This is a genomic window from Anaeromyxobacter diazotrophicus, from assembly GCF_013340205.1.
In the GTDB taxonomy this organism is placed as follows: domain Bacteria; phylum Myxococcota; class Myxococcia; order Myxococcales; family Anaeromyxobacteraceae; genus Anaeromyxobacter_A; species Anaeromyxobacter_A diazotrophicus.
On sequence record NZ_BJTG01000003.1, the window covers coordinates 529,787 to 546,237 of the forward strand.

Genomic DNA, 16,451 nt, shown 5'->3' on the forward strand with positions numbered 1-16,451 from the left:
GCGCCAGCTCATGGCGCTCCACGAAAGCGGGCACGCCGCCACCATCACGACCTTCGGCGGCAGGGTCCCCTCGGTCCATGTGAAGCCGACCGGTGGGCTCACGCGCTGGCGAGGGGACCTCTCGCGCGAGCAGCACGCGGTCATCGCCCTGAGCGGTTACGCGAGCGAGGAGGCTCACGGGGGGATCTATCTCGGCCCCGTGGAGGAGGGCCTGCGCCGCTTCCACACGGGGTACATCGGCAGGGACGACCTCACGCGGGTCCTCGGCCTGGCCGTCACCGAGGAGATGGTGCGGCCCGCCCTTCGCGAACTGGAGCGCCTCTACGGGCTCGCGTTCGATCTCGTGCAGCGCCTCGGGCCGGTCATCCTGCCCATCGCTGCGCGCCTGATGGAGGTCGATCGCCTTCATGGCGAGGAGCTGGCCGAGCTGCTCCAGCCCGAGGAGGCACAGTGTCGTTCCGCGTGAGGCGCGAAGCCAAGACCCACTTCGTCGCGGTCGGGAACGATGGGCGCGAGTTCACCATCGCGAAGGGCGGGCTCCGCTCTGCGACCGAGGAGCGTCTCCGCTCCCTTCTCGCTGATGATGATGACGAGGACGACGAGGAGCGGGGCTACGCCGAGGGCGGCCGAGTGGGCAGCGCCGTGGACGACTACGCGCTCGTGAAGGCGAAGGAAGCGCTCGATTCCGACGACGACGACGAGGACGAGGACCCGGACGACCGGGACGAGAAGCAGTTCCTGAAGGACATGGCCCTCGGCGCGCTCCTCGATGTGGGCGGGCTCGCGCACGGTGGACAGGTCCGCCGCCGCTTCGATGTCGGCGGCCCGGTCCAGGACGACGACCAGAGCCCCGCGCAGCTCGCGCTCACGGCGAGTGGACTCCCGAATCCCGTGCCGGCCGCACCCAAGGTCGCGGGCCAGGTCGCGTCGCAGCTCTACCAGCAGACCGCCCCGGACCGGGACTCGCTCGCGGCCCAGGCCGTCGCAGGGCTCACGGCGCTCCTGAAGAGGCGCGACTACGAGCAGAGCCTTGCGCAGGTGAACCAAGTCCTTCCTGCAGAGACTCGGTACGGGCCAACGCAGCTCGCTCGGCAGATGGGCATGACGACCGCGCTCGGCCCGGTCGCGAGCAAGCTCTCGCCGGTGATGCTTCAGACGGTGAAGCGGTTCTCGGAGCGGCTCGGTGTCCCACTGGAGGTGATCGCGCAGCACTGGTTTCCCGGAGGCGGGGAGGCGGTCGGGAGCACCGCGCAGCAGCTCGCGGGAGCCGGTCGAGAGGTGGCGCTCGACCAGGCGAAGGACGCGGCCCGGAGTGCCGTGACCGAGCCGCAGGGCGAGTACCAGGGCGGCCCGGTGCGGCGATGGGACGGCGCCTCGGGCTACGCCGCCGCGCAGGGCACGTACTCCAGGAACCGGCGCTAGCCCTTCCGGCTGCGGAGCCAGAGGTCGAGAGCCTCGCGGACGACCACGCTCGCGTCCGCCCGGAACTGCCCAGCGGCCTCGGCCCTCTTCACCGCCTCCAGGATCACCGCGTCGTACTGCTGGGTCGTGACGCTCGCCGTGAGCTTCACGAAGCCCGACCTGGGGCCGACCCGCTTCGCGGCGTGGGGCTTCTTCAGGGCCATGGCTCCAGCCTAACGCTCTCTCTTCAGCCGGTCGATTTCCCGTCTCTTGCCACTTCCGTAACTAGGGACCAGCGTTCCAGTTATCGGCGATCAGTAACTAGTAACCAGACACAACGCCGGCAGGAGGCAGCACATGAAGCGGAAGACGAAGGTGGCGAGCCTCGCGGACCAGATCATCGCCTACGAGGACGGCGAGCTGGACGACGGCAGGACCGTGGCGCTGTTCCAGCGGCTCGTGGACACGGGCCTGGCCTGGCAGCTCCAGGGGCACTACGGGCGGACCGCGCTCGCCTACCTGAACGCGGGCTTGGTTCACCCGGCGGAAGCAGCGGACGTTCTCATGATGGGCACCGCGCCAGTCGCGAAGGAGGGCGAGTCATGAAGCGCATCGAGACGTGGAGGCAGAACGCGGCGGAGCACGGCGTGCGGACGGCTGACCCGCCCGCCAGGCTGAACTGGAAGACGGTCGTCCTCACGGTCGCGCTCTCGGCCATCATCGGCGCCATCATCGGGTGCGGCGGTAGCGCCACCACGCCCACGGGTGGCGGCACGGCCACGGTCAGGCTCACGGCGACGATCTCGCAGGGCCTCTCTGGACCGCAGGACCCGAAGGCTCTCTCGGTCCCGACCGACATCGCGAGCGTGAGGCTCACCGTCACGGGCCCGAACATCGCCGGGAGCGTCGTGCAGACCATGACCAAGGTCGATGCGACGCACTACAGCGCCACGGTCACCGTGCCGGACGGCGGGCTCGACCACTTCCTCGCTGAAGCGCTCGCGAGCGACGGGACGACCGTCATCTACAGCGGCTCGGCGGACTCCCAGATCGTGGGCGGGAACAGCTCGAACATCTCCATCCTGCTCCGCGAGACGAACCCGCCCACCGGCCCGAGCACGAGCGACTGCGGCTCGGTGAGCCCGAGCACGGGCGCGAGCGTGAGCTACTTCAACGCGAACACCGCCTCGGTCTGCCACATCACCGCCCTCGCGAGCGACACGGGCGGCGCGACCACGACCGGCACGATCGTCGTCGCAGGAAGGCCGTGATGGGCACGGCTACGAAGCTCGACGCGCTCCTCCACCCCGCGAGGACGGCCGCGCTCTCCATCACCCGCACCAGCGAGGGGCTAGTGGGGCTCGACCTGCAGCGCGTCCCCGGTGGGCGCTGGGAGCGCATCGACCTCTCGCCCGAGGAGGCGACCAGGGTCGGGATGCTCCTCCTCAAGTCCGGGATCTGGCTCCTCGGTGAGCGGGTCGGGGAGACGAGCGAGCGCGGGTAGTCCATGCGTCTACTGACAGCGTGAGGGCGGGCCTTACGTTGCCGCCTCACGCTGCGTCTTCTTCAGTGAGGGGTCTTCGCGGAATGGGTGACATCAGGAAGAGACTGCGGCACACCGCCTACCATGAGGCCGGCCACGCCGTGGCGAGCTTCTTCTTGGGCTGCGGGAACAAGTACCTGACGATCGTGCCGGACAAGGAGCAGGGCTCTATCGGCCATCACGTCGGCGTCCCGACCGGGAAGTGGTTTCAGCCCGACGTCTATTCGGACGGGAAACACCGGAACAAGGTCGAGGCCCGCGTCATGGTGCTGTACGCGGGGGCCATCGCGGAATCGCTGGCACAAGGTCGCAAGCCACGGCTCCGGTCGGGGTCGCGATCCGACAGCGCCGCCGCCGCCGATCTGGCGAGCTACGTTGTGGGCTCGGGCGAGGAGTGGGGGGCGTACCTCGATTGGCTCTTCATCAGGGCCACGGGCTTCCTCCGGTCCCCCTTCCGCTGGCGCGCCGTCGAGGTGGTGGCCGAGGCGCTCCTCGCGAAGCGAACGCTCAAGGGCCGCGAGGTCCGCGAACTGATCCGAGGGAGCCTCCCGGCCCTGCCCCTGGTCCAAGCCAACGCGGTGTAGTTGAGCAACTGCGACCGCAGGTAAGGACGGCTCTATCTCTCCAGGTAGGGCCGTTCCTCTATCCCACCCAGCCGACCGCCCGACACGTTGACCGTCAGTCTTTTCAGGCCCGGAAGGGTGGACGATGCGCCCGCCTGCGGGGTGGCAGGTCCGCTCGCTATCGTTCCCGTCATGGTCACTAACAGCAAGAGCCCCAGCCCGATTCGAGAGGCCCGCCTCGCGCGTCGCTGGTCGCAGATGGAACTCGCCGTCCGAGCCGGCCTCGGCATGGTCACCGTGTGCAACGCCGAGAAGTTCCCGGGCTCGGCCACGGAGCGCACGATCTTCCGGTGCGCGGCGGCGCTGGGGGTCACTCCCGCGAGCCTCGTGCCCACCCGCGCCACCACCACGGAGCCCATCGCGAGCGCGTCGCCCACCGCCACGCCCGCGTTGCCCATCGAGCCCGAGTAGAAATGGAAGCCCGGCGCCCGCTGGAGAACGGGGCCGGGCCGGAGGATCACATGCACTGCGAGGCACAGGTGATTGCCGGATTCTAAGCTCCACATCGTTACACCGCAACGCGCGCCGTCTTCGACCACAGCGACCCCGCGCGTCTGGATCGACATCGCGGCCTTCAACGCGGCGATGGACGTCGTGACGCCGGGCCCGTACAAGCAGCTCACCCCCCTGGAGCGCGTCATCTTCTACCGCATCGCCGCTCGTGCCGACGGGCAGGGCGTCGTGGCGGTCCCCTCCATGCGAGGACTCGCGCGCGACCTGAACGTGCCACGGACCACACTGGATGGCGTCCTCGCCCGAGGCCGGTACATCCGCCTTCTCTCCGTGGAAGACCCGAAAGAGCGGCCAGGATCGCGGCCACCTTGTGGCGAGAAGAGCGGCCACCCCAGAATCATGATCACGTTCCTATGCCCCAGCGCTTTTCGGGTTCTCTCACCGTAAAGAGCGGCCACACATACAGTCAAGGAGCGGCCAGGTTTGCGGCCACCCTGCGCGGTAGTCCACGATGTGTTCTCGCGCGCGCGCCGAAGTACAGGAGCCCGCTCAAGGGGGCCTCGACGGCCGGCCCCCTCGCTGCCGCTCACCCCTCGGCCGTTTCTGGTCGCCTCGCTCTGCTCGGCTCGGGCCTCTCCGGTCCTCGCTGCGCTGCGGTCCTCGCGGGTCTTCACGTGTTGGGCGTGAGCCGGTGCCGGACTAGTGCTGCCGTTAGTCTGGGCTCTAGTCCGCCAGGTAGCAGCCGCTCTCGTACACGTACAGACCGAACCGCGTAGTTCGCGGCAGCATGCGAACGGAGCGGGGCGGCATGAGCGGAGCGCAGCGCAGCGACCAGCCCCACGCAGTGGTCCGGGGTGGAGGGGCTGGACAGGCCCCCCGAGGACGCCGCCCCTTGGAACGCGCGCGCGAGCACGGCACTGAGGGTGACCCGGACCCATGGTAACTGGGCTCCGATGTCGCTAGAATCCACCCCGTGGACCTCGTACCTCAGGAGCCCGGACAGCAGAAGGAGCCTGCGACGCAGGTGAAGAAGCGCGGCCGCGTGCTTCGGAGCCCCGAGAACCTGCGCCAGCTCGTCGCCAGCCAGATCCGCGCCGTCGAGCGCAGTGAGCTGTCCGTCGAGAAGAAGGCCCGCCTGCTGACCCCTCTCGCGAAGGAGCTGCGAGAGGCGATCATGCTCGTAGACCGAATCGACCAGATCGAGGCGAAGCTCAGGCTCCTCCAGCAGCAGCGCGCCTCCGGGCGCTGAGCGCTCCCGCTGCCCCGCCCTGAGGCGATCGGCAGCGAGTCAGTGGGACGGGGCGGGTCGCAGCTCTGAAGCGCCAGAAGCGAACCTGGAGCGCCGGCCGTAAGCGAACGTTGCCCTCGCGTCCGGCTGCGTTAGGGCTGCCATGGCTCTGCGGGCCTTCCGGAAGCCCCAGAGCCTGTCGCGACCTAACTAGTGAGAGTTCCTCAGCTCACGCTCGCAGCGTCAGGTGCCACGAGTCGAACCTGACGCTGGCGGCGCAAGGGGCGGGACTCTGGCGCCGGGGAAGCGAGCGGTGTCGGACCCGCCTGCTAGGCTCCTGTACGCCCGAGCAGGCAAACGGGCGAACAGGGGGAACTACCATGTCGGCAGTCGCTACCGGGCAGCAGGTCATCAGTGGTCCCGTCGCCACGAACGTCTTCGCCTACGAGGAGAGGACTCGCCAGGAGGTGTTCATCAACGTCGCGATGGCCTCCGTGCCGCGCGTCGGGGAGATGGTGCAGGTCGTCAACGACGTGACCGGCCAGCAGCAGCGCTACACGGTCAAGCAGGTTCTGTGGATTCCACGCGAGCACAAGGCGGTGCTGGACCTGCACCTCTTGGCCTGGGGCTCGTAGACCATGGGAGCCACCTGTAGCTGTGAGCGGTCGGCCGAGGGGAAGACCGAGAACCATGTGGACGGCACCGTCACGTTCCACACCTTCGCCGGCTGCCCGCGCGTGAAGCCCTGCGAGCACATCAAGAAGCAGTCGGACGTCAGCCTCGTCGGGCCGGATGGCCGCTGCACGAAGTGCTCGACACTGCACTGCAAGGCGCCCGGGTGCGGCAAGGACCTGCGGCGCCAGGGCCAGGAGCTGGAGCTGAAGAGCCCCATCCTCTGCCCGCACTGCGGTGCCGAGAACGTGCTCCAGATATCCGGAGCCCGCGGCTCGGGGGGTGCTGTCTCGGTGCTTCGGGCGCAAAGGCCGAAGGAGTAGCAGGCCCCAGAGCGTCAGGGTCAGAGCGCACTGTTCGACTCATGGCAAGGTCGCGGGTCAAGCTGCCCGAAAAGGAAACCGAGTTCATCGAGCTGTTCCGCGCCGAGACGGACAGGGCGGCCGGGGTACTCGCCGTCAGTTACCTGGAGGCGAAGCTCGACCAGACGCTCAGGACCTGGTTCCTCGACTGCAGCGAGATGAATAGGGTTCTCGGCAGCTTCAGCGCGAAGGTAGACCTGGCGTTCGGCATGGGGCTGCTCAAGAAGCACCACGCCGCCGACCTCCGCAGTCTGGGCGAGATTCGCAACCGCTTCGCCCACCATGTGCTGGAGTCGAACAGCTTCGACGTGAAGCCTATCCGCGACCTCATCCTCGACCTCTCGCTCACGAAGTTCTGGAAGGGGAAGCTGCCGAAGGATGAGTTCGAGAAGACGTCGCTGCGCGGGCTGTACCTGATGGCGGTTCGCTTCATCTTGCTCGCGCTCGATGACGTTCGACTCGCGCGAAGGACCGACGAGCAGGTCCGTGAAGACGTTCACCGGATCCGAGAGAGTCGCAAGCCCATCGACCCCCTGATGGTGATCGGAGCCCTCCGTCGCATAGCTGGAGGGAAAGGCTCCTGAGAGCGCGTGTGCCGCGCGGTCCCGACTACGGCCGCCTCGCCGTCACGGTCCCGTCCGGCCGGAGGTAGAGCGGCTGGCCCTGGAGGAGAAGCTCCAAGGTCTTCCGCCAGGCCTCCGGGTCCGCACCCTTCCGGCGGCGCAGGAACCTCGCGCTCCGGCGGACGTCCGCGAACCGGACCTTCTCGGCTCTCGCCCTCGCCTCGCGCTGCTCGACGGAGAGGGAAGCCTGAGCGAGGCGCGACTCCACCTCGCGCCTCTCCTTCGCGACCTCCGCGAGCATCTTGTCGGCGGTCTCGTCCTCGAGTAGCTGGGCGTCGTTCCGGCGCTGGATCCGCTCCGCCTTCGCACGTAGCTCGCCCATGCGCTTCTCGCAGGAGAGCTTCTCGCTCTCGTAGTCGATGGGCTCCCCCTGCTCGCGGCCCTCCTCATCGAAGATGAAGCGCTGGTTCTTCGGGTCCGCGAACATGGCGATGATGCGCTCCTCGACCAACTCGTCCACCTTCGGGACCGCGTGGAAGCGGCGGCAGGCGGGCTCGGGGCGCCGAGCGCAGACGTAGTAGAGCCTCGACTTCCGGCCCTTCCGCGCGCTGTCCTTCGTCCACCTCACGTGGACGGGACCGCCGCAGACGGCGCACTTCACGAGCTTCTGGAGGATGGCGCCCGACTTGCGGGGCGGTCCGCCGAGGCGGGTCGAGTGCTCCGTGAGCGCGACCTGGGCCTTCTCCCAGGTCTCACGGTCCACGATGGGCGGGCACTGGATCTCGATGCCCTCGCGCGTCATGACCCCGTAGGCGCTCGCGTCCTTCAGCAGCCTCGACGTGTGGCCCGCGCTCCACTTCACGCCGCCCGGCGTCGGGATGCCCCGCGCGTTCAGGTCCCGCGCGATGGAGCGCTGGCTCTCGCCCGCGAGGACGCGATCGAAGAGGGACTTGTAGACGGCGCGCTTCTCCTCGTCGTAGCCCCACGTCCCCTTCTCGACGTCCCAGGTCCGGCCGTAGGCCGCTCGGTACGGACGGCCAGCCCTCGCTGCCTGGAGCTTCCCGGCGGTCGTCCTGGCGCGGATGAGGTTTCGTTCGCGGTTCGCCATGGAGCCCTTCAAGCCCAGCATGAGGTCGCCGTCGTCGGTCGCGGGGTCGAACTCGCCCCCGTCCGCCTCTACCACCTTCGCGCCCGCCTCCGCGATGGCGTCGATGATGAGTCCTCTCTCGGCCCGGAGCGGCGTCCTCTGGACGCGGTCCCAGCGCTGGACGCGCAGCTCATCGAAGGCGCGCTCACGGGCGAGCTGGAGGAGCTTCTGGAGGTCCGGGCGCTCCGCGAGGCGGAGGGCGCCCGAGACGGCGCGCGGCTCCTGGAGCGTCGCGACGCAGACCCCGGCGCGTCCCTGCGCGAGGCGGTCGAGCGCGGCTCGCTGCTGGGCTGGGGTGTCCTTGTCGTACTGCGTCTGGCCGGAGACGCGGATCACTTCCACGTACCGCACGGCCGTCGCTGGAGCTGGGGAGGCCATGCCCTACACCTAACCACCGTGGTCAACCTGTCAAGTCAGACGTCTCCCGCCAGAACACGCAGACCGGCCGGCTCACCCCCGCCATGTTCGACGCGGTGGTGCGGCGGGTCGCGCGGCTTCGGTGACGGTGAGCGGCCGGGGGAATCGCATCGTTGCGGCGCAGGAACAGACCTGTGCGTATCCGAGGATTGCGCTAAATGAGCAACAGAGAGAGATTCCCCCCCGTCGCGAGCCGGACGTCGCAGGCTCGACGGAAAGAGAAAGGAAACGATCGTGAACACCGTGAAGCACAGCATGTTCAGGAGCTGGTTCCAGGCCGCAGTCGCGGTCGGCCTCGCCGCGAGCGCGGTGCCGAGCCGCGCGCTCGCCGGCGCGCCCTCCAACGCGCTCGAGCTGGGCGTGCAGGTGGGCTACGCCCAGGGCTTCGGGCCCGTCGGCGCCGGCCTCCCGACCCTGCAAGGGATCAGCACCGCCGGCGGCGCGCTGAAGCTCGAGGCGGGCTGGCGCATCGACCCGCGCTGGATGGTCGGCGCGTACGCCGAGGGCTCGCTCCTCGGGGGCGGGAACGTCCCGGGCAGCGACCACGCCACCGGCCTCGCGGCCGGCCTCCAGGGCCAGCTCCACGTCCTGCCCTTCGAGAAGTACGACCCGTGGGTCGGCGTCGGCTTCGGCTGGCGGGGCCTGTGGGCGGATCGCGGCAACGGCACGCAGAGCCTGCAGGGGCTCGACCTCGCCCGCGTCGAGGTCGGCGTCGACTACCGGCTGACCGACAGCTTCAGCGTCGCCCCCACCGTCGGGGTGTCCCTGACGCAGTTCCTCTCCGAGAAGCCGGCCGGCGGGAGCGCCTTCGCCGACACGAGCGATCGCAAGCTCAACACCTTCGTCTTCGCCGGGGTGGGTGGACGCTTCGACCTGTAGGCGCGACGCAGCTCCGTGAGCGACGGGCCGGCTCCCACCGGGGGAGGCCGGCCCGGCCGTTTCGCGGCCGCCAGCATCGTCCGCCCTACGGCCCCCTCGTCCGCCGGGCGGGCCGGCCGCGCCGGGCGCATCGCGCTGGTTGCGGCCTGAGCGCGCTGGCACGCGCGCTGCTCTCCCCGGCCGCGTGCTGGTGCGCGTCCGCTCCTCCGCCGTCCTCGGCGTCGCCGCCGTCGGCATCGACGTGGAGGTCGAGGCCCTCCAGGGCATGCCGCGCGTGGAGCTGGTGGGCCTCGCCACGAGCGCGGTCCAGGAGGCGAAGGTCCGGGTGCAGGCGGCGGTGCGGAACCTCGGGGTGGACCTGCCCGAGAAGCGCATCGTGGTGAACCTCGCGCCGGCCGACCTGCGCAAGGAGGGATCGAGTTTCGACTTGCCCATCGCGGTGGCGCTCCTCGCCGCGTGCAAGCGCCTCCCGCCGGAGGCGCTGGAGGGCTTCCACTTCGCGGGCGAGCTGGCGCTGTCGGGCGAGGTGAAGCCCATCCGCGGCGCCCTGGCGCAGGCCATCGAGGCGCGCCGGGCCGGGGCGACCGCGCTGGTGGTGCCGGAGGCGAACGCGCTGGAGGCGGCGGTGGTGGAGGGGCTGCGCGTCCACCCGGCGCGCCACCTGGGCGAGGTGGTGGCCTGGATGAACGGCGTCGCCGAGCCTCCGACGCGCGCCCCGGCTGCGCCGCAGCTCGCGCCGGACGGTGCGCTCGATCTCGCCGACGTGGCCGGCCAGGAGCACGCGCGGCGCGCGCTGGAGGTGGCGGCCGCCGGCGGGCACAACCTGCTCCTCTTCGGGCCGCCCGGCAGCGGCAAGACGATGCTGGCCCGGAGGCTCCCCGGCATCCTGCCGCCCTTCACGTTCGAGGAGGCGCTCGAGGCGACGGTGGTGCACAGCGTGGCCGGGCTCACCCGCGACCGGGGGCTCCTCGCCGAGCGGCCGTTCCGGTCGCCGCACCACTCGGTCTCCGACGCCGGCCTGGTGGGCGGCTCCAATATCCCGCGGCCGGGCGAGGTCTCGCTCGCGCATCACGGGGTGCTCTTCCTGGACGAGCTCCCCGAGTTCCGCCGCCACGTCCTCGACGCCCTCCGGCAGCCGGCCGAGGACGGCGAGGTCTGCATCGTGCGGGCGACGCGGGCGGTGCGCTACCCGGCGCAGTTCATGCTGGTCGCCGCCATGAACCCGTGCCCCTGCGGCTGGTACGGGGACGCGCGCCGCGCCTGCCGCTGTACCCTGCACGAGCTCGCCGTCTACCGCCGCCGCATCTCCGGGCCGCTCCTCGACCGGATCGACCTGCACGTCGACGTGCCGGCCGTCCCCTGCGCCGCGCTGCCCTCGGCCGGGAGCACCGAGCCGAGCGCGGCGGTGCGCGCCCGCGTGCTGGCCGCGCGCGAGCGGCAGGCCGAGCGCGCCGGCCCCGGCGGGCCGCGGGTGAACGCGCGGCTCAAGGGGGCGGCGCTCCGGCGCGCCTGCCCGCTGCCGCCCGAGGGGCGGCGCCTGCTGGCCGAGGCGGTGGAGAAGCTCGGGCTCTCGGCGCGCGCGCACGACCGGATCCTGCGCGTCGCGCGCACCGTCGCCGACCTCGAGGGCGCCGACCGGATCGCCGTCGCGCACCTGGCGGAGGCCGTGCAGTACCGCGCGCTCGACCGGCGCGCCTGACCGACGAACGCCTCCCCGCGCCGCGGGGAGGGGAGAGGCCAACCCGTGGGAGGAACCATGTCGAAGCTGGGGGAGAAGGTGAAGGCGCTCGGGGCGGCGGTGGCCGCCATCGAGAAGCAGTTCGGGAAGGGGAGCATCATGCGCCTCGGCGAGCAGGAGGAGACGCCGCGGATCGCGGTCGTCTCGAGCGGCTCGATCGGGCTCGACCTGGCGCTCGGGGTCGGCGGCTACCCGCGCGGCCGGGTGATCGAGATCTTCGGGCCCGAGTCGTCGGGCAAGACCACGCTCGCGCTGCACGCCATCGCCGAGGTGCAGAAGGCCGGCGGGGTGGCGGCCTTCATCGACGCCGAGCACGCGCTCGACGTGACCTACGCGCGGCGGCTGGGCGTGAACCTCGCCGACCTGCTGGTCTCGCAGCCCGACACCGGCGAGCAGGCGCTCGAGATCGCCGAGCAGCTCGTGCGCTCGGGCGCGGTGGACCTCATCGTGGTGGACTCGGTGGCGGCGCTCGTGCCCAAGGCGGAGATCGAGGGCGAGATGGGCGACGCCCACATGGGCGTGCAGGCGCGGCTCATGAGCCAGGCGCTGCGCAAGCTCACCGCGGTGGTGTCGCGCAACGCCTCGACGGTGGTCTTCATCAACCAGATCCGGATGAAGATCGGCGTGGTGTTCGGCAACCCCGAGACCACCACCGGCGGGCACGCGCTCAAGTTCTACGCCTCGGTCCGGCTCGACATCCGCCGCATCGGGCAGCTCAAGGAGGGTGAGCAGGTGGTCGGCAGCCGGACCCGCGTGAAGGTGGTGAAGAACAAGGTGGCGCCGCCCTTCCGCGAGGCCGAGTTCGACATCCGCTACGGCGTGGGGGTAGACCGGCTGGCCGAGGCGGTCGACCTCGGCGTGGAGCGGAACCTCGTCGAGAAGTCGGGCGCCTTCTACGCGCTGGGCGGCGAGCGCATGGGCCAGGGGCGCGAGCGCGCGGTGGAGTGGCTCAAGGCGAACCCCGCCGCGCTGGAGGCGCTGGTCGCGAAGCTCGCCCTGCCGCCGGAGCCGCTGGCCGTGGTCCGGGCGAGCGCCTGACGCGGGGCAGGCGCTCGCGCGTCAGGCGCTGGGCGGCTCGGCGAAGCGCACCTCGGTGAAGCCGAGCCCGGTGAGGAGCGCGCGGATCGCCCGCTCCGCCGAGGCGCGAGCGCGCGCCTTGAGCGCCCGGTCCGCCGAGAGCTCGCGCTCGAAGGCCGCCCGGGCGAGCTCCAGCAGGCGCGCCGTCTCCGCGGAGTCGAGGTTCGAGCCGATGATCTCGGTCTCGCCGGGCCGGAGCTCGACCGTGGCCGTGACCTCGGGGAGGGTGAGCTGCACGGTCCGCCCCGTCACCCGCACCCGGGAGGCGTCGAGGGCCGAGAGGTCGAGCCCGAGGTGCGCGTCGGCGAAGACGATCGCCTTCCCGCGCGGCGCGCGGAAGGTGTGGCGGAGCCAGCCCGCCACGTCGCCCCACAGCGAGTCCGCGGGCGTGGGCTCCGGCGCGAAGGTCACCTTCTTGTACAGGCTCACCTCGAGCGCCTCGAGCTTCGCCACCTCCCGGACCCGGAGCGCGACCGCCGGCGGATCGGGGAGCGCCGGCGCGCGCCGGGCGGCGACCGCGAGGACGAGCCCCAGCCCCGCGCCCGCCGCGAGGGCGGCCACCGCGAGCCTGGCCATGGAGCGCATCCCGCGATGCTACCGCGGACGGCGCGTGGCGCGGGTGCTCCCGCGCGCGCGAGGGGCGGCGCGCGTGGGCCTTCTGGCTACACCGGCCCCGGGGCGCGCCGGCTTCTCCTTCTCCTTCGCCTTGGAGCTCGGCTTCGGCTTCGCCTTCGCCTTCGCCGCCCGCGCCCGGAGCGCGGCGTCGAGCGCGAGCCGGGCCCACGGGAGCATCGCCTCGGCGCTCTCGTGCGCGTCGTCGGGCGGCCGGTAGTAGGAGGTGGTCATCACCCGAGTCCGGCTCTCGTAGACCCACGGCTGGCAGCCCGCCTCGACGAAGCGCGGCCGCGAGACATCGTCCGCCTTGAGGTACAGCTCGTCGCGGTAGAGGAGCGCGAACATGACGCCCTCCGCGTAGATCCCGTGGCCGCTGAACATCGCGCGCGCCTGCACCGGACCGACGGAGCCCAGGAGCTCGACCGCGTACTCCACGACGCTCGGGCGGGTGGCCATGAGGTCCAGGATCGCCGCGCCGGCCGCCGCCCGCACGCACCAGGCGGGGCGCGGCGCGACTCAGAAGAAGAAGTAGCGCAGGGTCACGTTCGTCACCCACGACGTCCCGTCGCGGAGCGCCGGGGTCCGGACGCCCTTGATGTCGAAGGGGTGACCGAAGTGCACGCGCAGGAGGAGCGGGCCGAACAGCATGTTCACGCCGAGCACGCCGGTGAGCGTGCGCACGTCCCAGGCGCCGAGGTCGCTCGGCCGCACCTGGTTGCCGTCGGGGCAGCGGTCCCGCTGGATGTCGCAGCCGGCGCGCGTGCTCCAGTCGTTGAACACGCCGCCGAAGTCGAGCGCGGCCACCCCGAAGAGCGAGTCGAAGATGGCGAGGCGCAGCACGGGGTCGAGCGGGAGCTGCAGCTCGGCGTTCGCGACCCAGTAGTTGCGGCCGATGAGGTAGGCGAGGTCGTTCCAGTAGTAGCCGCGCAGGTTGTCGGCGGCGGTGAGCCACCAGGTGCGCGCCCAGGTGCGGCCCGGGTCGTCCGGCGCGAAGCTCGTGCCGGCGGCCGCGCGCAGGAAGAACTTCGCGCGGCCGGAGATCTGGAAGTAGGTCGTCGCGTCGCCGCGCGCGAACCCGCTCACCGCGCGCAGCCACGGGAGGTACTGGCCGCCGACCTCGAGCAGGAGCGCGTTCCCGGCCAGCGGCCCCGCGGTCGGGTCGTAGCGCACGGTGTCGTAGCCGTAGCGGAAGGTGGGGCCGAGCTCGAGCTGGGTGCCGCCGTTGCGCTGCCGCCAGCCGGCGACGCCGGGCAGGGTCGGATCGACGCCGCCGCAGGAGATGAGCGAGTTGGTGAGGGTGGTGAGGCAGTAGCGCTGCACGCCGCCCACCGACAGCTCCGCCTCCCAGCGGCGGAACCGGTCGATGGGGAACCGGAGCGAGCCGAGCACGCCGAAGTCGCGCTGCAGGAACGCGAGGTCGGGGTTCACGAGGTCGAGCTGCTCCTGCACGAAGTGGAACGCGCCCAGCACCCAGGCCGTCCGCCCGGCGCGGCTCTCGAAGAGCGCCAGCGCCTGCGTGTACTCGAAGGAGCCGAGCACCGAGAGCTGCAGGTACCCGACGTGATCGCGGAGCACGTCCGAGAAGAGCAGGGCGGCGCTGCCCGCCACCGCGTTGGAGGCGCCGCCGCCGTAGATGTAGCCCGCCTCCGGCTTCCAGTTGCCGAGCGCGTACGGGTCGTAGCTCGGCACCGCCGGCGGGAACTCGTCCTGCGGGATGGCCAGGGGCGGCCCGGCCGCGGCCAGGTGGAGCGGCGGCTCGTCCAGCCAGGTGACGCGCGGGACCTCCACCAGCCGGAAGCGGCCCCGGTAGAAGGTCGAGGCCCAGACGCCGCGCGCCTGCGGCGCCACCGCCGGGGAGGTGAGCCCGGTCGCGAAGTCGGTGAGCCGCCGCACCTCCTCGCCGCGGAGCACGTAGAGGTCGGGCTTGCCCGCCGCGTCGCTCGAGAAGAGCACCGAGCCGTCGGCCTGCGGCCGGGGCGCCCGATCGTCCCACGCGCCGGTCGTGAGCCGGGTCCGCGCGCCCGTGGCCGGGTCGAGGCGGAACAGGTTGAAGCGGCCGTGGTCGGTCGCGTCCGACGAGGCGTAGAGGCCGTCCGCGCCCCAGGCCAGGTCGCGCTCGGCGTACGGGTCGTCGGTGAGCTGGCGCACCGCGCCGCCCTCCACCGGCACCACGTAGACGTCCTGCTGCCCGGCGTCGGTCATGCCCGCGAAGGCGATGAGCCGCGCGTCGGGGGAGAAGGTCGGGTCGGAGATCTCGATGAAGCGGCGGCCGCTCGGGTGGCGGAGGTCGAGCCGGCGCCGCTCGCCCAGGGCGAGCTCCGGCGGCTTTCCGCCCCGCGGCGGCACGTGCCGGAAGCGCTGCACGTAGAGCACGTCGCCCGCGCCGGCCTGCGCCGAGAAGGCGAGGACGCCCTCGGCCACCGCCATGACCGAGTGCTCGATGGGGTGGAGCGACTCGACCCCGGGCTGGTTGTCGGAGGCCACCCGCACCGCGCCGCGCGGCCAGCGCGCGTCCATGAGGTAGAGCCGCGCCCGGCCCGCTTCGCGGTCGATGCCGCGGAAGAAGACGAGCTGGCCGTCCGGCGAGACCTGCGCCGCCTCCGGCTCCGCCGGGAGCTCCGAGAGCTCGCGCAGCTGCGCCAGGTCTTGACGCCCGGCGTAGGCGGGGTAGTAGCGGCGCTTGAGCCACGCCCGCCAGCGCGTGTCCACCTGCTCCAGCGGCTCGTTGAGGACGCGCTGGGTGAGCGCCCCGAAGCCGTGCTCGCCGGGCGCGCTGCCGAGCATGACCGCGCTCTCGAGGTACGCCTGGATCTTCTCCGGCCCATAGACCTCGGCGACGAACGCGACCCGCGCCTGGCCCAGCTTGTAGGTCGGGATGTAGCCGCGGTAGCGGTCCTCGGCGAAGGCGACGACCTGGTAGTGCCGCTCGGGATCGGGGTTCCAGACGAGGTCGCGCAGGTAGAGGTCGGTCTCCGGGTCGAGGCCCCCCTTCGCGTAGTACTCGGCGAGGCCCTCGATGAACCAGAGCGGGAGCGCGTCGATGGGCGAGCTCGCGTCCTCGGCCCCGGCCAGGTCGAGCAGCTTCTGGATGGTGAACTGGTGGACGAGCTCGTGCGTCGAGACCTCGCGGAAGAGCTCGTGGTTCCCGAAGTACGGGAGCGACATCTTGAGGTCGCGCGGCGAGGTGACGCCCAGCACCGACTCGGACACCTGGAAGACGTTGGTGGCCTGGAACTCGCGCTGCGAGGCGTAGAGGATGTACGGGATCTGCTTCGTCGGCGTGTAGTGGAACTGATCGACGAGCCGCAGGTACGCGTTGCGGATGACCGGCAGCGCCCGCTCGGCCACCGCGCGCTCGCGCCGGTAGTAGTAGAGCCGGATGCCGCCCTCGCCGCCGGTGGGCGACGGCACGTCGAGGTGTTGCCAGTCGAACTCGTACCAGGAGACCTGGTTCTGCCCCGGGCGCTCCGGCAGGACGAACGTCTGCTGGAGCGGGCCCGGCGCGGCGAGCCCGGTCCGGGCGGCCTGCTCGTGGAGCCGGTCCATCCGCCGCAGCGCCTCGCCGACGTCCGGGCGCCCCAGCTCGAGGCCCTGGGCGGCGGCGGCGAGCGGTGCAGCGGCGAGCCAGAGCGCGGCGAGCAGCCTGGGCATGGGGACTCGCAGAGAGGAGAACGTAGGCGGCAGCGGCTGAGCGGGCAATGGGCTGGCCGCAAGCATACCCCGACCAGGCGGC

Annotated in this window: 19 protein-coding genes; 14 read left to right on the forward strand and 5 right to left on the reverse strand. The window is 71.5% G+C overall.

The window, feature by feature from the left end; genetic code table 11:
- Positions 1 to 10: 10 nt before the first annotated feature.
- On the forward strand, positions 11 to 466 hold the full coding sequence (locus HWY08_RS08410) for a zinc metalloprotease (protein WP_176064394.1): 456 nt from the start codon (positions 11 to 13) through the stop codon (positions 464 to 466).
- On the forward strand, positions 451 to 1,422 hold the full coding sequence (locus HWY08_RS08415) for a hypothetical protein (RefSeq protein WP_176064395.1): 972 nt from the start codon (positions 451 to 453) through the stop codon (positions 1,420 to 1,422). Before HWY08_RS08410 ends, HWY08_RS08415 begins: the two co-directional genes overlap by 16 nt.
- On the opposite strand, the gene HWY08_RS08420 is transcribed toward HWY08_RS08415, so the two are convergent.
- A complete protein-coding gene (locus HWY08_RS08420) occupies positions 1,419 to 1,625 on the reverse strand; it encodes a hypothetical protein (RefSeq protein WP_176064396.1) in 207 nt (68 codons plus the stop codon). The two genes, HWY08_RS08415 and HWY08_RS08420, sit on opposite strands and share 4 nt — an antisense overlap.
- Before the next feature lie 133 nt (positions 1,626 to 1,758).
- On the opposite strand from HWY08_RS08420, the gene HWY08_RS08425 reads away from it, so the two are divergent.
- The 9 genes from HWY08_RS08425 to HWY08_RS08465 all read left to right on the forward strand — a co-directional run bounded on the left by HWY08_RS08425 (position 1,759) and on the right by HWY08_RS08465 (position 6,866).
- The gene (locus tag HWY08_RS08425) at positions 1,759 to 2,007 is read left to right on the forward strand and encodes a DUF7417 domain-containing protein (protein WP_176064397.1); all 249 of its coding nucleotides are present in this window, start codon (positions 1,759 to 1,761) and stop codon (positions 2,005 to 2,007) included.
- A complete protein-coding gene (locus HWY08_RS08430; RefSeq protein WP_176064398.1) occupies positions 2,004 to 2,672 on the forward strand; it encodes a hypothetical protein in 669 nt (222 codons plus the stop codon). Before HWY08_RS08425 ends, HWY08_RS08430 begins: the two co-directional genes overlap by 4 nt.
- Entirely contained in the window at positions 2,672 to 2,905 is a 234-nt protein-coding gene (locus HWY08_RS08435; RefSeq protein WP_176064399.1) for a hypothetical protein, read from the forward strand. The genes HWY08_RS08430 and HWY08_RS08435 overlap by 1 nt, the downstream gene beginning before the upstream one ends.
- Positions 2,906 to 2,988: 83 nt before the next feature.
- Entirely contained in the window at positions 2,989 to 3,528 is a 540-nt protein-coding gene (locus HWY08_RS08440; RefSeq protein ID WP_176064400.1) for a hypothetical protein, read from the forward strand.
- 237 nt (positions 3,529 to 3,765) lie between these two features.
- On the forward strand, positions 3,766 to 3,978 hold the full coding sequence (locus tag HWY08_RS08445) for a hypothetical protein (protein WP_176064401.1): 213 nt from the start codon (positions 3,766 to 3,768) through the stop codon (positions 3,976 to 3,978).
- Between the two features lie 1,015 nt (positions 3,979 to 4,993).
- Positions 4,994 to 5,269, forward strand: coding sequence for a hypothetical protein (locus HWY08_RS08450; protein WP_176064402.1), 276 nt, complete (start codon positions 4,994 to 4,996; stop codon positions 5,267 to 5,269).
- A 359-nt stretch (positions 5,270 to 5,628) separates the two neighbouring features.
- Positions 5,629 to 5,883: a hypothetical protein gene (locus HWY08_RS08455; RefSeq protein WP_176064403.1), complete on the forward strand. Its 255-nt coding sequence runs from the start codon at positions 5,629 to 5,631 to the stop codon at positions 5,881 to 5,883.
- Positions 5,884 to 5,886: 3 nt separating this feature from the next.
- Entirely contained in the window at positions 5,887 to 6,243 is a 357-nt protein-coding gene (locus tag HWY08_RS08460) for a hypothetical protein (RefSeq protein WP_176064404.1), read from the forward strand.
- 41 nt (positions 6,244 to 6,284) lie between these two features.
- The gene (locus tag HWY08_RS08465; RefSeq protein WP_176064405.1) at positions 6,285 to 6,866 is read left to right on the forward strand and encodes a hypothetical protein; all 582 of its coding nucleotides are present in this window, start codon (positions 6,285 to 6,287) and stop codon (positions 6,864 to 6,866) included.
- A gap of 25 nt (positions 6,867 to 6,891) precedes the next feature.
- Here the strand turns inward: HWY08_RS08465 and HWY08_RS08470 are convergent, their stop codons facing one another.
- Entirely contained in the window at positions 6,892 to 8,343 is a 1,452-nt protein-coding gene (locus tag HWY08_RS08470) for a recombinase family protein (RefSeq protein WP_176064406.1), read from the reverse strand.
- Between the two features lie 300 nt (positions 8,344 to 8,643).
- Here HWY08_RS08470 and HWY08_RS08475 point away from each other — a divergent pair, with 300 nt between their 5' ends.
- The 3 genes from HWY08_RS08475 (at position 8,644) to recA (ending at position 12,064) form a co-directional block, all read left to right on the forward strand.
- On the forward strand, positions 8,644 to 9,288 hold the full coding sequence (locus HWY08_RS08475; protein WP_176064407.1) for a hypothetical protein: 645 nt from the start codon (positions 8,644 to 8,646) through the stop codon (positions 9,286 to 9,288).
- 184 nt (positions 9,289 to 9,472) lie between these two features.
- Positions 9,473 to 10,987, forward strand: coding sequence for a YifB family Mg chelatase-like AAA ATPase (locus tag HWY08_RS08480; protein ID WP_176064408.1), 1,515 nt, complete (start codon positions 9,473 to 9,475; stop codon positions 10,985 to 10,987).
- A gap of 57 nt (positions 10,988 to 11,044) precedes the next feature.
- Positions 11,045 to 12,064 (forward strand): recombinase RecA, encoded by a 1,020-nt coding sequence (recA, locus tag HWY08_RS08485; protein WP_176064409.1) that lies wholly within the window; start codon positions 11,045 to 11,047, stop codon positions 12,062 to 12,064.
- Positions 12,065 to 12,085: 21 nt separating this feature from the next.
- Here the strand turns inward: recA and HWY08_RS08490 are convergent, their stop codons facing one another.
- The 3 genes from HWY08_RS08490 to HWY08_RS08500 are packed head-to-tail and all read right to left on the reverse strand — an operon-like array spanning position 12,086 to position 16,369.
- Entirely contained in the window at positions 12,086 to 12,688 is a 603-nt protein-coding gene (locus HWY08_RS08490; RefSeq protein WP_176064410.1) for a DUF4230 domain-containing protein, read from the reverse strand.
- A gap of 9 nt (positions 12,689 to 12,697) precedes the next feature.
- Positions 12,698 to 13,174, reverse strand: a complete 477-nt coding sequence (locus tag HWY08_RS08495; protein WP_176064411.1) for a TfoX/Sxy family protein — start codon at positions 13,172 to 13,174, stop codon at positions 12,698 to 12,700.
- Between the two features lie 60 nt (positions 13,175 to 13,234).
- The gene (locus tag HWY08_RS08500) at positions 13,235 to 16,369 is read right to left on the reverse strand and encodes a PD40 domain-containing protein (protein ID WP_176064412.1); all 3,135 of its coding nucleotides are present in this window, start codon (positions 16,367 to 16,369) and stop codon (positions 13,235 to 13,237) included.
- Between the last annotated feature and the right edge of the window lie 82 nt (positions 16,370 to 16,451).